A 14,912-nucleotide genomic window follows, 5' to 3' on the forward strand; every position below is an offset into this window, starting at 1 on the left:
AGGCAACAAAAAAACCAATGCCCATCAGAGGCAGCACCTCAATAACCGTGAGGCCAATACCGTGATCCAGACCCTGACCCACCTTCCCCATCCCCGCGACGACGCGGCCACCCTCGCCAGCCAGTTCAGCGACCTGGCACCGCCGCTCAACGCCCGGCAAGCGCATCTGGAAGCCTCGCGCTGCCTGTACTGTTACGACGCACCGTGCGTGAACGCATGCCCCAGCGAGATCGACATCCCGTCGTTCATCCGCAATATCCACACCGAGAACGTGCAAGGCGCTGCGCAGAAAATCCTCTCGGCCAACATCCTCGGCGGCAGTTGCGCTCGGGTTTGCCCCACGGAGATCCTGTGCCAGCAAGCCTGCGTGCGTAACAACGCCGAAGAATGCGCGCCGGTGCTGATCGGTTTGTTACAACGCTACGCCATCGACAACGCGCACTTCAGCGAACACCCGTTCCAGCGCGCCGCGCCCACAGGTAAACGCATCGCCGTGGTCGGCGCCGGGCCGGCGGGGCTGGCCTGCGCCCACCGCGCCGCGTTGCACGGCCATGACGTGGTGATATTCGAGGCGCGGGAAAAAGCCGGCGGCCTGAATGAATATGGGATCGCCAAGTACAAGCTGGTGGATGATTTTGCTCAGAAAGAACTGGATTTCCTTCTGCAAATCGGCGGCATTGAAATCCGCCACGGCCAGCGCCTGGGCGAAAACCTGACCTTGAGCGAACTGCACCAGCAATTCGATTCGGTGTTCCTCGGCCTCGGCCTGGCGGCCAGCAAACAGCTCGGCCTGGCCCACGAAGACGCCCCCGGCCTGCTCGCCGCCACCGAGTACATCCGCGAGCTGCGCCAGGCCGATGACCTCACCCAACTGCCCCTGGCCGACCGCTGCATCGTGCTCGGCGCAGGCAATACCGCCATCGACATGGCCGTGCAAATGGCCCGCCTCGGTGCCCGCGAGGTAAACCTTGTGTACCGCCGTGGCCTGGCGGACATGGGCGCGACCCAACACGAACAAGACATTGCCAAGGCCAATCAAGTGCGGCTGCTGACCTGGGCCCAACCCGACGAAGTGTTGCTCGACGACCAGGGCCGCGTACGCGGTATGCGCCTGGCCCGCACCCACCTGGAAAATGGTCGCTTGCTAGCGACGGGGGAAACCTTCGAACTGGCCGCCGATGCGATCTTCAAGGCCATCGGCCAAGGCTTTGACAACGACGCACTGCACGACCCGCTGGCCCAGCAACTGCACCGCGTGGGCGAGCGCATCTTTGTCGATGAACAGCTGCGTACCAGTATCCCCGGCGTGTATGCCGGCGGCGATTGCGTCAGCCTTGGCCAGGACCTCACCGTGCAGGCCGTGCAACACGGCAAACTGGCCGCCGAGGCCATGCACGCCCAACTCATGCTGAATGTGGAGGCTGCGTAATGGCCGATCTCTCGATTGTATTCGCCGGTATCAAAGCCCCCAATCCGTTCTGGCTGGCCTCCGCGCCGCCCACCGACAAAGCCTACAACGTCGTCCGTGCGTTCGAAGCCGGCTGGGGTGGCGTGGTGTGGAAAACCCTGGGCGAAGACCCGGCGGCGGTGAACGTGTCGTCACGCTACTCGGCGCATTTCGGGGCGAACCGTGAAGTGCTGGGCATCAACAATATCGAACTGATCACCGACCGCTCCCTGGAGATCAACCTGCGGGAAATCACCCAGGTGAAAAAGGACTGGCCTGACCGTGCACTGATCGTATCGCTGATGGTGCCATGTGTTGAGGAGTCCTGGAAAAACATCCTGCCCCTGGTGGAGGCGACCGGCTGCGACGGCATCGAGTTGAATTTCGGCTGCCCCCACGGGATGCCCGAGCGCGGCATGGGCGCAGCGGTCGGCCAGGTGCCGGAGTATGTGGAACAGGTGACGCGCTGGTGCAAGACGTATTGCTCGCTGCCGGTGATCGTCAAGCTCACGCCCAACATCACCGACATACGCGTGGCGGCGCGGGCAGCGTCTCGCGGCGGCGCGGACGCGGTGTCGTTGATCAACACCATCAATTCCATCACCAGCGTGGATCTGGAGCGCATGGTCGCCCTGCCGGTGGTCGGCACCCAGAGTACCCACGGCGGTTACTGCGGTTCGGCGGTCAAGCCGATTGCCCTGAACATGGTCGCCGAAATCGCCCGTGACCCGCAGACCCAGGGCCTGCCGATCTGCGGCATCGGCGGTATCGGCAACTGGCGCGATGCAGCGGAATTCGTCGCCCTGGGCTGCGGCGCAGTGCAGGTGTGCACGGCGGCGATGCTGCATGGCTTCAGGATTGTGGACGAGATGAAGGACGGGCTGTCGCGGTGGATGGACAGCCAGGGTTACACCAGCCTGCAGGACTTTTCCGGGCGGGCCGTGGGTAACACCACGGATTGGAAGTACCTGGATATCAACTACCAGGTGATCGCCAAGATCGATCAGGCGGCGTGTATCGGTTGTGGGCGTTGTCACATTGCCTGTGAGGACACTTCACACCAGGCGATCGCCAGTTTGAAACAGGCGGACGGCACGCATAAGTATGAAGTGATTGATGATGAGTGCGTGGGCTGCAACTTGTGCCAGATCACCTGCCCGGTGGCGGACTGCATCGAGATGGTGCCGATGGACACCGGCAAGCCATTTTTGAATTGGACGCAGGATCCGCGTAATCCGTATCGGGAAGCTGTGTAGCCTTTAGACCGCTATCGCAGGCAAGCCAGCTCCCACAGTTGACCGCATTTTGTCTGAAGGAATGCAGTCGAATGTGGGAGCTGGCTTGCCTGCGATGGGCATGGGTATCTACACAACTTCTGGTATGGCGCTGTCCCTGTGGGAGGGGCGGTGCGACGATTCGACTTGCTCCCAATGGCGGCCTTAGGACCGACCAGGATGTTGGATCAGATCGAGTACATATCCGTTATTTAGGTAACGGCCACTATTGGTTCCGCTCTTACAGCGGCTCACTTTTGAAAAGCGCAAAAGTAAGCAAAACGCTCTTGCCCCACCACCCGGCACCTCGCCCAGGCTCGGTGTGCCCGTAATCCGACAGGGATTTGGGGGGCCGCCGCCACGCGCCATCCATGGCGCGGGGCGGCTAAACCGGCATCCCTGCCGGTTTACCCCCCAAATCCCTGTCGAATTCCGGCCAGCGTGGTTTAACGGGGCGCCTAAGATCAAAAGCAGATCAAGAGCAGATCAAGAGCGGCTCGCTTCGCATCGTGGTTACTGGTGACTGCTACGAAGTTGTGTAGATCCCCATGCTGCGATGGGCCCCTCAGCCTCACCACAGGGCTCAAGGCTCCAACCCGATCCCCCGCAAGATCACACTGGTCACCGTCTGAATCGCCTTTTCGAACTGCATATCCGACAACGGCTGGTGATCATTCAAAATCTTCACCTGGTGATCAAAGTCGGCATAGTGCTGGGTCGAGGCCCAGATCATGTAGAGCAGGCTCGACGGTTCCACCGGCAGGATACGTTTGTCTTGCACCCACTGGCGAATCTTCGCTTCCTTCATCTTGGCCCAGTCGTACAGGCTTTCATCCAGGGCCTCACCGAGCGTGGGCGCGCCGTGGATGATTTCATTGGCCCAGACCTTTGAGCCATACGGCCGCGTACGCGAGCGCTGCATCTTGGCGCGGATGTAGCTGCTGAGCACCACCCGCGGATCATCGAAGGTTTCGAAGCTCAGGGCATCCTGCTTCCACAGCTCCAGCAGGTCGAACAGCACCGCGCTGTACAGCTCGCTCTTGGTGGTGAAGTAATAATGCAGGTTGGAACGCGGCAGTTGCACCTCTTCGGCGATGTCGGCCATGGCGGTGCTGCCGTAGCCTTTTTCAGCGAAGACTTTTTCCGCCGCCAGCAGGATTTTCTCGACGTTGACCCGACGGATTCCGATCTTGTGATTGCCCATAAGGGCTCCCTGACAACAACACGGGTTAAAGACTACCACCAGCTCTAGATCGGGGCGACAGGCCAAGCCGAAACTTCGTACACTACCCGCTCCTACCCATTGATTGGTATTGAACAATGTTGATCAAGAAAGCCCTGACCACCCTCGCCCTGCTCACCTCCCTGCTGGGCGCCTCGGCGGCATTTGCCCATGCCCACCTCAAGAGCGCAGAACCTGCGGCCAACAGCAACGTCGCCGCACCGAAAGACCTGCGCCTGACCTTCACCGAAGGCGTCGAAGCCACCTTCACCAAGGTGTCCCTGAGCAAGGACGGCACTGAAATCGCCATCAAGGGCCTGGAAACCCCGGACGCGGACAAGAAAGTCCTGGTCGTGACCCCTGCCGCCCCGCTCGCGAGCGGCAATTACAAAGTGGTGTGGAATGCGGTGTCGGTCGACACCCATAAGAGCAGCGGTGAATACAGCTTCAAGGTCGGCCAGTAACCCATGGCAACCCTGCTGGTGCTGTGCCGTTTCCTGCATTTTATCGTTGTGCTGCTGATGTTCGGGGCTTGCGTGCTCCGGCCCTGGCTGCTCGGCGCCCAGGTACAACCGGCTCTGGACCGGCAACTGCTATGCATCACCCGTGGCCTGGCCTGGCTGGGGCTTGGCTCCGGCGTGGCGTGGTTACTGCTGATCACCGCCAGCATGGCCGGCAGTTGGGACGCGGCGCTGCAACCGGCCACCGTGCAATTGGTGCTGGGCAAGACCTTTTTCGGCCAGGTATGGTCCTGGCATCTGCTGCTGAATGTTCTGCTGGTGATCGTGCTGATCAAACCCTGGCCAGCCTTGCGTTTGCCATTGATCACCCTGCTGCTGGCGACCCTGGCGCCGGTGGGCCATGGCGCCATGCTCGACGGGCTGAGTGGGCAATTGCTGATCCTCAACCAAGTGGTGCATCTGCTGTGCGTGGGGACCTGGCTGGGTGGGTTGCTGGTGCTGGTGCTGATCCTCAGGCACGCGCAAGAGCACCGGCTGGAGCCGATTTTGCGGCGCTTCAGCGGCGTGGGTTACGGCCTCGTCGCCGGCTTGCTGGTAACCGGTTTGATCAATGTGCGCGTGCTCACCGGGCAACTCTGGCCCACGCCACTGTTCAATGGGTTTGCCTTGATCCTGCTGATCAAGGTGGGGTTGGTGGTGGGGATGCTGGGCTTGGCGTTGTTGAACCGGTTGCGTATCGAACGCTGCGAACAGCGCTTGGGCAGTTTGAAAGCCAGTGTGATGATGGAATGGCTGCTGGGGGTCTGCGCAGTAGCCGCCGTTTCACTGCTTGGCACCCTGCCTCCGATGGTCTTGGCAGGATAAAAAACCAGGTTTAACTCAGTCAAATGTGGGAGGGGGCTTGCTCCCGATAGCGGTGTATCTGTCAGATCATCTGTGACTGACACACTGCTATCGGGAGCAAGCCCCCTCCCACATTGCCCCGTGCCCGCTTTAGATCAACGCACACCTAGTCATCGTATAACTTCTGCTTGACACACCCCGAAAACCCCGCAAATATCCCGCTCAATGTTGTACGACGACGTATAACAAATAATAAAAACAACAAAAGAAAGGGAGCCTCACTGTGAGTCAATTCGTCCGCAATTGCTCTGCACCCCTGGGCCTTATCAGCCTCGCCAGCCTGGCCGTCACCCTGCCCCTGTGCGTTCAAGCCGAAGGTTTTATCGACGACGCCAAGGCCACGCTCAACCTGCGCAACGCCTACTTCAACCGCAACTTCACCAACCCCGGCAACCCTCAGGGGAAGGCCGAAGAGTGGACGCAGAACTTCATTCTCGACGCCAAATCCGGCTTTACCCAAGGCACTGTCGGGTTCGGGATTGATGTATTGGGCCTGTATTCGCAAAAGCTCGATGGCGGCAAAGGCACTGCCGGCACTCAACTGCTGCCGGTGCATGACGATGGCCGCCCTGCCGACAATTTCGGACGTCTTGGGGTCGCGCTGAAAACCAGGCTGTCCAAGACCGAGCTCAAAGTTGGCGAGTGGATGCCGGTGCTGCCGATCCTGCGTTCTGATGATGGCCGCTCTCTGCCCCAGACCTTTCGCGGCGGCCAGGTCACCTCCAATGAGATCGCCGGTCTGACCCTCTACGGCGGCCAGTTTCGCGGCAACAGCCCACGCAACGACGCGAGCATGGAAAACATGTTCATGAACGGCAAAGCTGCGTTCACCTCGGACCGCTTCAACTTCGGCGGGGGCGAATATACCTTCAACGACAAGCGCACCCAAGTCGGCCTGTGGTACGCCGAACTCACTGATATCTACCAGCAACAGTATCTGAACCTCACCCACAGCCAGCCGGTGGGTGACTGGACCCTGGGCGCCAACCTTGGCTTCTTCAACGGCAAGGAAGACGGCAGCGCCTTGGCCGGCGACCTCGACAACAAGACCGTGTTCGCCCTGCTCTCGGCCAAATACAACGGCCACACCTTCTACGTCGGCCTGCAAAAACTCACCGGCGACAGTGTATGGATGCGCATCAACGGCACCAGCGGCGGCACGCTGGCCAACGACAGCTATAACGCCAGCTACGACAACGCCAGGGAAAAATCCTGGCAGGTACGCCATGACTTCAACTTTGTCGTACTCGGCGTGCCAGGGCTGACCCTGATGAACCGCTATATCAGCGGCAGTAACGTGCACACCGCAGCGATCACCGATGGCAAGGAATGGGGGCGTGAGTCGGAACTGGCGTATACGGTGCAAAGTGGTGCACTGAAAAACCTCAATGTGAAGTGGCGCAATTCGACAATGCGGCGCGACTTCAGCAATAACGAGTTTGATGAAAACCGGATTTTTATCAGCTATCCGATTTCGTTGTTGTAAGTTCCAGGGTCGAACTCGATCTCAAAGGTGCCAGCTCCCACCTTTGATCTCATGCGCCTGGAAGGACGTTGACAACACCAAGAATCCCTAACACTATTTCCATATAGTCATACGACAACCTACAACAAAAATTGGAATGCTCATGACCATCACGACGCCCGCTCCCTTCAACCGTCTGTTGCTCACCGGCGCCGCCGGTGGCCTCGGTAAAGTTTTGCGCGAACGTATGCGCCCTTACGCCAAGGTCCTGCGCCTGTCGGATATCGCCGACATGGCCCCCGCCATCGATGCCCGCGAAGAAGTGCAAACCTGCGACCTGTCCGACAAGCAAGCGGTGCACCAATTGGTAGAAGGCGTCGACGCCATCCTGCATTTTGGTGGCGTATCGGTAGAGCGCTCGTTCGAAGAAGTGCTCGGCGCCAATATCAGCGGCATCTTCCATATCTATGAAGCCGCACGTCGCCATGGCGTAAAGCGTGTGATCTTCGCCAGCTCCAACCATGTGATCGGTTTCTATAAACAGGGTGAACAACTCGACGCCCACTCCCCACGCCGCCCAGACAGCTACTACGGCCTGTCCAAGTCCTACGGCGAAGACATGGCCAGTTTCTACTTTGATCGTTATGGCATCCAGACGGTGAGCATCCGCATCGGCTCCTCGTTCCCGCAGCCGCAGAACCGCCGGATGATGCACACGTGGCTGAGCTTCGACGACCTGACCCAACTGCTCGAACGCGCGCTGTACACGCCCGATGTCGGCCATACCGTGGTCTACGGCATGTCGGCCAACCTCGACACCTGGTGGGACAACCGCTACGCCGCGCACCTGGGCTTTGCGCCCAAGGACAGCTCCGAAGTGTTCCGCGCCCAGGTCGAGGCCCAGCCGCCGGTCGCAGATGATGACCCGGCAAGGATTTATCAGGGCGGCGCGTTCTGCGCGGCAGGCCCATTCGGTGACTGAGTACACAGCAACCCAAAGGAATGAGTGGCCATGACTGCAGAATTGATTGTCGATGCCCGCAACGCCGTGGGGGAATGCCCGATATGGGTGCCTGAAGAAAACGCCCTCTATTGGGTGGACATCCCCAACGGTGGCTTGCACCGTTGGAACGCCTCTACCGGGCACCTGCGTGCCTGGCAAGCCCCGCAGATGCTCGCCTGCATCGCACCTACCCAAGCGGGCAACTGGGTGGCAGGCATGGAAACCGGCTTCTTTGAACTGACCCCGCAAAACGACGGCAGCCTCGACACTACGCTCTTGGCCGGTGTCGAACACCCGCGGCCGGACATGCGCTTGAACGACGGCCGCTGTGATCGCCAAGGCCGTTTCTGGGCCGGCAGCATGGTGCTGAACATGGGGTTGAACGCCGCTGAGGGCACCCTTTATCGCTATACGTCTGGCACGGCGCCCCATGCGCAGCTCGATGGTTTCATCACCCTCAACGGGCTGGCCTTCAGCCCCAATGGCCGCACAATGTATGCCTCTGATTCACACCCGCTAGTGCAGCAGATCTGGGCATTCGACTACGACATCGACACCGGCACGCCGTCCAACCGCCGGGTGTTTGTGGACATGCATGACTTTCTCGGCAGGCCCGATGGTGCAGCTGTCGACGCGGATGGCTGCTACTGGATCTGCGCCAACGATGCCGGCCTGGTCCACCGTTTCACCCCCGACGGTCGCCTCGACCAGTCCCTCACCGTACCGGTAAAAAAACCCACTATGTGCGCCTTCGGCGGCAGTCGCCTGGACACCCTGTACGTCACCTCCATTCGTGACGATCAGCGTGACAGTTCGCTGTCCGGCGGCGTGTTTGCCCTCAACCCCGGCGTCAAGGGATTGCCCGAACCCCAGTTCATCCTCTAGCTGCATCGCTGTGCCTTGAATACAACAATAACAAGACAGGAATCACCGCCCATGGACTTCAAACGCACCTTGCTCGCTGCCACACTCGTGGCCCTCAGCAGCGCCGCCCACGCGCTGGAAATCAAGTTTGCCGATATCCACCCCGCTGGCTACCCCACCGTGGTCGCCGAAGAAAACATGGGCAAGGCCCTGACCCAGCAAAGCAAAGGCGAATTGACCTTCAAGTACTTCCCGGGCGGTGTGCTCGGCTCCGAGAAGGAAGTCGTCGAACAGGCCCAGGTCGGCGCCGTGCAAATGACCCGCGTCAGCCTTGGCATCGTCGGCCCGGTGGTGCCGGACGTGAATGTGTTCAACCTGCCGTTCGTGTTCCGCGACCAGGCGCATATGCGCAAAGTGATTGACGGCGAAATCGGCGATGAGATCCTCGCCAAGATCACCGATTCCGAGTTCGGCCTGGTCGCCCTCGCCTGGATGGACGGCGGCACGCGCAACCTCTACACCAAGAAACCAGTGCGCAAGATCGAAGACCTCAAGGGCATGAAGATTCGCGTGCAAGGCAACCCGATCTTCATCGAAGCCTTCAATGCAATGGGCGCCAACGGCATCGCCATGGACACCGGCGAGATCTTCAGCGCCTTGCAGACCGGGGTGATCGACGGCGCAGAAAACAACCCCCCGACGCTTCTGGAACACAACCACTTCCAGAACGCCAAGTACTACACCCTCACCGAACACCTGATCCTGCCCGAGCCCATCGTGATGTCGAAAATCACCTGGAACAAGCTCAGCGCCGCACAGCAGGACATGGTCAAGGAAGCCGCCAAGGCCGCCCAGGCTGACGAGCGTTTGTTGTGGGATGCCAAGTCGGCCAGCAGTGAAGAAAAACTCAAAAAGGCCGGGGTCGAGTTCATCAGCGTCGATAAAAAGCCCTTCTATGACGCCACCGCGCAGGTTCGCGCGAAGTACGGTGCGCCTTACGCCGACATCATCAAGCGTATCGACGCCGTTCAGTAACGCCCTCCTCCCTGACAAGGCCCGGCGCGGTCGGTATCCACGCGCCCGGTCACGGTGAACGCCATGAAGAATCTACTGCTGCGCATCAACGACCGTATCTACATGACCTGCATCTGGGTCGCCGGCCTCTCGGTCCTGGGGGTCGCGCTGATCATTCCCTGGGGCATCTTCGCCCGCTATATTCTCGGCACCGGCTCCAGTTGGCCGGAACCCTCTGCGATCCTGCTGATGCTGGTGTTCACCTTTATCGGCGCGGCTGCCAGCTACCGCGCCGGGGCGCATATGTCGGTGGCGATGATCACTGATCGCCTGCCTGATGCTCAGCGCCGCGTTGTCGGCATCGTCTCGCAACTGTTGATGGCGACCATCTGCCTGTTCATGACCATTTGGGGCGCCAAGCTGTGCCTGTCCACCTGGAACCAGTTCATGAGCGCCATCCCTACCCTGCGCGTGGGCATCACCTATATGCCGATCCCGATTGGCGGCTTGCTGACCCTGATATTCGTGCTGGAAAAACTTCTGCTGGGCGACCAGAGCCACCGGCGCGTAGTGCGTTTTGACCTGGTTGAAGAAAGCGAAGGGGCTGCCTGATATGGACGCATTGATTCTGCTGGGCAGCTTTATCGCCTTGATCCTGATCGGTATGCCGGTGGCCTACGCCCTGGGCTTGTCGGCGCTGATCGGCGCGTGGTGGATCGACATTCCGTTCCAGGCCCTGATGATCCAGGTAGCGGGCGGGGTGAACAAGTTTTCACTGATGGCGATTCCATTCTTCGTATTGGCCGGAGCGATCATGGCCGAGGGCGGCATGTCGCGGCGGTTGGTGGCGTTTGCCGGGGTGCTGGTGGGCTTTGTGCGCGGCGGGCTGTCGCTGGTCAACATCATGGCGTCGACGTTTTTCGGTGCGATCTCAGGCTCGTCGGTGGCCGATACCGCGTCGGTCGGTTCGGTGCTGATCCCGGAGATGGAACGCCGCGGTTATCCCCGCGAGTTCGCCACCGCGGTCACCGTCAGCGGCTCGGTGCAGGCATTGCTGACGCCCCCGAGTCACAACTCGGTGCTCTACTCCCTGGCGGCTGGCGGCACCGTCTCCATCGCCTCGCTGTTCATGGCCGGCGTGGTGCCGGGCCTGCTGATGAGCGCATGTTTGATGGTGCTGTGCCTGATATTCGCGAAAAAGCGCAACTACCCCAAGGGCGAAGTCATCCCGCTCAAGCAGGCGCTGAAAATCTGTGCTGATGCACTCTGGGGCCTGATGGCCATGGTGATCATCCTCGGCGGCATCTTGTCGGGCATCTTCACCGCCACCGAGTCGGCGGCCATCGCGGTGCTGTGGGCGTTTTTCGTGACCATGTTCATCTACCGTGACTACAAATGGCGCGAGCTGCCCAAGCTGATGCATCGCACGGTACGCACTATTTCCATCGTGATGATCCTCATCGCCTTCGCCGCCAGCTTCGGCTACATCATGACCCTGATGCAGATCCCGGCGAAGATCACCACGCTGTTCCTGACCCTGTCGGACAACCGCTACGTGATCCTGATGTGCATCAACGTCATGCTGCTGTTGCTCGGCACGGTGATGGACATGGCACCGCTGATCCTGATCCTTACGCCGATCCTGTTGCCGGTGATCCTCGGTATCGGCGTCGACCCGGTGCACTTTGGCATGATCATGCTGGTCAACCTCGGCATCGGCTTGATCACGCCTCCGGTGGGCGCGGTGTTGTTCGTCGGCGCGGCGGTGGGCAAGGTAAGCATCGAGAAAACCGTTAAGGCGCTGCTGCCGTTTTATGCGGTGCTGTTTCTGGTGCTGATGGCCGTGACCTACATTCCGGCACTGTCGTTGTGGTTGCCGAGCGTGGTGCTGTAAACCCAATCGTCAGAACACAGGTGAATAAATGTGGGAGGGGTTTGCTCCCGATGGCGGCCTCAGGGCCGACCAGGGTGCTGGATTAGACCGAGTACATATCCGTTATTTGGGTAACGGCTGCTATTGGTTCCGCTCTTACAGCGGCTCACTTTTGAAAAGCCGGAATGCCGGCCCAGGCAAAAGTAAGGAAAACGCTCTTGCCCCACCACTCGGCACCTCGCCTAGGCTCGGTGTGCCCGTAATCCGCCAGGGATTTGGGGGGCCGCCGCCACGCGCCATCCATGGCGCGGGGCGGCTAAACCGGCATCCCTGCCGGTTTACCCCCCAAATCCCTGTCGAATTCCGGCCAGCGTGGTTTAACGGGGCGCCTAAGATCAAGATCAAAAGCAGATCAAGATCAAGAGCGGCTCGCTGCGCATCGTGGTTACTGTTGGCGAATGCAAAGTTGTGTAGATACCTGTGCTAATCGGGAGCATGCCCCCTCCCACATTTTGCTCTGCACTGTGTCAGGGTCAGGGTGGGCTGTTTTTCAGGCGCCCGGCAGTATCGATACTCACCACCACCGACAACCCAGGTCGCAACCGCTCGCTCTCGGCTTGATCCGGGTCCACGGTAATCCTCACCGGCACGCGCTGGGCAATCTTGACGAAGTTGCCGGTGGCGTTGTCCGCCTGCAACAGGCTGAACTCGGACCCGGTTGCCGGCGAGATGTGCTGCACCGTGCCATGGAATTTGCGGTGGTTCAGCGCGTCCACAGTGAAGGTCACCGGCTGGCCCACCTGCACATTGTCCATCTGGGTTTCTTTCATATTGGCGATCACCCACAACTGCTTGGGCACCAGGGCCATTAATTGCGCGCCGGAGTTGACGTACGCCCCCAGGCGCACGCCGATCTGCCCCAACTGACCATCGCGCGGCGCGGTGATGCGGGTGTTGGACAAATCGATCCGCGCCAGTTCCACCGCCGCCTCGGCACTCGCGACTGCCGCTTCCAGAGAGCCGCGATTGACGATCACTGTTTGCAGGTCTTGCCGGGCAATTTCCAGGCTGGCCTGGGCCTGGGCTACGGCAGCAATGGTCTGGGCATTGGCGGCGCGGGTCACGTCCAGCTCGCGCTTGGACACCGAGCCATCGCTGATCAATTCTTCGTTGCGACGCAAGTCGGCGGTACTTTTGCGCGCCTGGGCCTGGCTGTCGACCAACGCGGCCTGGCGCAGCTTGATGGTCGCTTCGGCGCTGTTGCGTTGTTGCACCACATTGGCCAGCGACGCTTTCTGCACGGCCAGTTGCGCCAGGGCCTGGTCCAGGCGCTGTTTGTAGATGCGGTCATCCAGGCGTACCAGCAGGTCCCCCGCTTTTACATACTGGAAATCCTGCACCGGTACTTCGAACACATAGCCGCCAAGTTGCGGGCCGATAATCGTCACCTGCCCGCGCACCAGAGCGTTTTCGGTGGTTTCCACCGCACTGCTGAACGGCGGCAATTGCCAGGCGTACAGCACGATCAGCACACCGATGATGGCGATGGCGGCAAAACCCAGGGACGAGATGATGCGCACGCGCAAAGGCCGCAATTGCGTGGGCACGGCGCCCGGTGGCGTGCTGCCTTCAGGTGTGGCAGCGATGGCGGTTGTGGTGGTGGTTGAAGGTTCGGTCATGAAGTCGCGCCGCTGGGTTGAACAGGAGGGATTGCCTTGGTGGTGCTCATCAACCATAGGCTGCGGGTGAAGATCCACAGCATGGTCAGGATCGCGATAATCGCGATCAGCATGAACACATCGTTGTAAGCCATTACATTCGCTTCACGGGTGGCCGCCGTGGCCAGGCTGCGGATGCCCATCAGGTTGCGCAGTTCCGGGTCGGCGACGATGCCACCGTAGGCCGACCCGCCGCTCTGCACTCGCGCCGCCACACGGGGGTCGATCAAGGTCAGGTGCTCAACGATCATGCTTGAGTGATACTTCTCGCGCACGGTCTGGAAGGTGCCCAGCAACGCCGCGCCGATCAGGCCGCCGAGGTTCTGGCAAATCCCGAACATCACCGAGAAGCTCACCAGGTTGCGCGGGTTGGTCAGCACGTTTTTCGTGCCCAGCACCATGGTCGGCCCGAGGAAGAACGTGCCGCCAAAGCCTAGCAGGAACTGGCTGATATAGAGGTTTTGCGGGCGCGTCAGGTTGCTGGAAAAACTGTCCATCACCGAACCTGTCGCCATCAGTGCCAGGGAAATCACCAATGGCATCAACAGGTGCGCCGGGTTGATCGTCAACGCGCTGACTACCAGCCCGGCAATCGCCCCGGCCAGCATCACCACATATAAGGTATGCATTTGCTGGTAGCTCATGTTCAGCATTTGCATGAACCCCACCGCACCGGTGGATTGCTCGGACAGCACCATACGAATCAGCACTACCGCCAAGGCCAGGCGAATCATCACGCCGCTGCCCAGCCAGCGCGTCATCAGCATCGGGTTGCTGCGGTTATGCTCGATGGCCAGCCCCGCCATGATCAGTACCAGCGAGCAGGCCGAGGCCACACCGATCCACGGCGCTTCCAGCCACCAGTCAATACGCCCCAGGGACAGCACCGCGCACAGTAAAGCAACGCCAGTGGCAAGGATGGCGAAGGTGAGGAAGTCGAGTTTTTCAAAGGTCTTGAAGCGGTCACCGGGCGGCAGCTTGAGCAGGAACACGCAGCCCAGGCAGATCAGCGCCAGGCCCAGTTCAAACAGGTACAACCCGCGCCATTCGGCGATCTGCAGCAAGTCTTCGGAAAACAGCCGCGCCAGGGGCAGCGCCAATTGCGCGGTGCCCAGCCCCAGCACCAAGGCTTTCAAGCGCCACTTGGCCGGGAACGCCTGGATCATGTAGTACAAACCCAACGAGCTCAGCGCCGCGCCGACCATGCCGTGAGCCGCCCTCACCGCAATGGCCGAGTTGAGGTCGTTGACAAACAAGTGGCCGAAAGTCACCAGCGCATACAACACCAGGAACACTTCGGTAAACGCACGCAGGCCGAACTGCTGACGAAACTTCACCAGCAGCAGGTTCATGCACACGTTGGTCATGACATACGCGGCGGGCAGCCAGGCCATTTCCGCGGTGGTCGCACCCAATGCGCCTTGCAGGTATTGCAGGTTGGCGATAACCAGGGCATTGCCCAGGCCACCGGTGATAGCTACCAGCACGCCTACCAGCGCAAACAGCCAGCGCTTGTGGGTGGGGTGCAGCGGCGTCGACGGCGAGCCGGGCAGGCTCGGCCGCTCGTGGGGCTGCCAGGTGTGGGGGGTGTATTTATCCATTCGGTGACCTTGGTGAGCCGACGTGCAAGGTCGGTGAAGCGCTTACTCAGGTAGTAGTAAACCTGAG

The 14,912-nt window shown here is 60.5% G+C and carries 13 protein-coding genes; 10 read left to right on the forward strand and 3 right to left on the reverse strand.

Annotation, left to right across the window (positions count from 1 at the left end):
* Positions 1-61: 61 nt before the first annotated feature.
* Together PSEBG33_RS10465 and preA are read left to right on the forward strand one after the other, a co-directional pair.
* Positions 62-1,429, forward strand: coding sequence for an NAD(P)-dependent oxidoreductase (locus PSEBG33_RS10465; RefSeq protein WP_005789317.1), 1,368 nt, complete (start codon positions 62-64; stop codon positions 1,427-1,429).
* On the forward strand, positions 1,429-2,703 hold the full coding sequence (gene preA, locus PSEBG33_RS10460; RefSeq protein WP_005789319.1) for an NAD-dependent dihydropyrimidine dehydrogenase subunit PreA: 1,275 nt from the start codon (positions 1,429-1,431) through the stop codon (positions 2,701-2,703). The genes PSEBG33_RS10465 and preA overlap by 1 nt, the downstream gene beginning before the upstream one ends.
* A gap of 601 nt (positions 2,704-3,304) precedes the next feature.
* Here preA and PSEBG33_RS10455 read toward each other — a convergent pair.
* Positions 3,305-3,925, reverse strand: a complete 621-nt coding sequence (locus PSEBG33_RS10455; RefSeq protein WP_005789320.1) for a TetR/AcrR family transcriptional regulator — start codon at positions 3,923-3,925, stop codon at positions 3,305-3,307.
* A 116-nt stretch (positions 3,926-4,041) separates the two neighbouring features.
* On the opposite strand from PSEBG33_RS10455, the gene copC reads away from it, so the two are divergent.
* The 8 genes from copC (at position 4,042) to PSEBG33_RS10415 (ending at position 11,547) form a co-directional block, all read left to right on the forward strand.
* Positions 4,042-4,407 carry a copper homeostasis periplasmic binding protein CopC gene (gene copC, locus PSEBG33_RS10450; protein ID WP_005789321.1) on the forward strand — a complete coding sequence of 122 codons (366 nt, stop codon included), beginning with the start codon at positions 4,042-4,044 and terminating at the stop codon, positions 4,405-4,407.
* Between the two features lie 3 nt (positions 4,408-4,410).
* Positions 4,411-5,268 carry a copper homeostasis membrane protein CopD gene (gene copD, locus PSEBG33_RS10445; RefSeq protein WP_005789323.1) on the forward strand — a complete coding sequence of 286 codons (858 nt, stop codon included), beginning with the start codon at positions 4,411-4,413 and terminating at the stop codon, positions 5,266-5,268.
* Positions 5,269-5,530: 262 nt separating this feature from the next.
* Complete coding sequence (locus PSEBG33_RS10440; RefSeq protein WP_005789324.1) at positions 5,531-6,793, forward strand: OprD family porin; 1,263 nt, start codon at positions 5,531-5,533, stop codon at positions 6,791-6,793.
* A gap of 142 nt (positions 6,794-6,935) precedes the next feature.
* The gene (locus tag PSEBG33_RS10435; protein WP_005789325.1) at positions 6,936-7,754 is read left to right on the forward strand and encodes an NAD-dependent epimerase/dehydratase family protein; all 819 of its coding nucleotides are present in this window, start codon (positions 6,936-6,938) and stop codon (positions 7,752-7,754) included.
* Between the two features lie 30 nt (positions 7,755-7,784).
* Positions 7,785-8,660 carry an SMP-30/gluconolactonase/LRE family protein gene (locus PSEBG33_RS10430; protein ID WP_005789327.1) on the forward strand — a complete coding sequence of 292 codons (876 nt, stop codon included), beginning with the start codon at positions 7,785-7,787 and terminating at the stop codon, positions 8,658-8,660.
* Positions 8,661-8,711: 51 nt separating this feature from the next.
* Entirely contained in the window at positions 8,712-9,674 is a 963-nt protein-coding gene (locus PSEBG33_RS10425; protein WP_005789328.1) for a TRAP transporter substrate-binding protein, read from the forward strand.
* A gap of 63 nt (positions 9,675-9,737) precedes the next feature.
* Positions 9,738-10,265, forward strand: a complete 528-nt coding sequence (locus PSEBG33_RS10420) for a TRAP transporter small permease (RefSeq protein ID WP_005789330.1) — start codon at positions 9,738-9,740, stop codon at positions 10,263-10,265.
* A 1-nt stretch (position 10,266) separates the two neighbouring features.
* Entirely contained in the window at positions 10,267-11,547 is a 1,281-nt protein-coding gene (locus tag PSEBG33_RS10415; protein ID WP_005789331.1) for a TRAP transporter large permease, read from the forward strand.
* A 512-nt stretch (positions 11,548-12,059) separates the two neighbouring features.
* Here the strand turns inward: PSEBG33_RS10415 and PSEBG33_RS10410 are convergent.
* Both PSEBG33_RS10410 and PSEBG33_RS10405 read right to left on the reverse strand, forming a co-directional pair.
* On the reverse strand, positions 12,060-13,205 hold the full coding sequence (locus PSEBG33_RS10410; RefSeq protein ID WP_005789334.1) for an HlyD family secretion protein: 1,146 nt from the start codon (positions 13,203-13,205) through the stop codon (positions 12,060-12,062).
* Entirely contained in the window at positions 13,202-14,845 is a 1,644-nt protein-coding gene (locus PSEBG33_RS10405; RefSeq protein ID WP_005789335.1) for an MFS transporter, read from the reverse strand. The genes PSEBG33_RS10410 and PSEBG33_RS10405 overlap by 4 nt, the downstream gene beginning before the upstream one ends.
* Between the last annotated feature and the right edge of the window lie 67 nt (positions 14,846-14,912).

This window comes from Pseudomonas synxantha BG33R (genome assembly GCF_000263715.2).
GTDB lineage: Bacteria > Pseudomonadota > Gammaproteobacteria > Pseudomonadales > Pseudomonadaceae > Aquipseudomonas > Aquipseudomonas synxantha_A.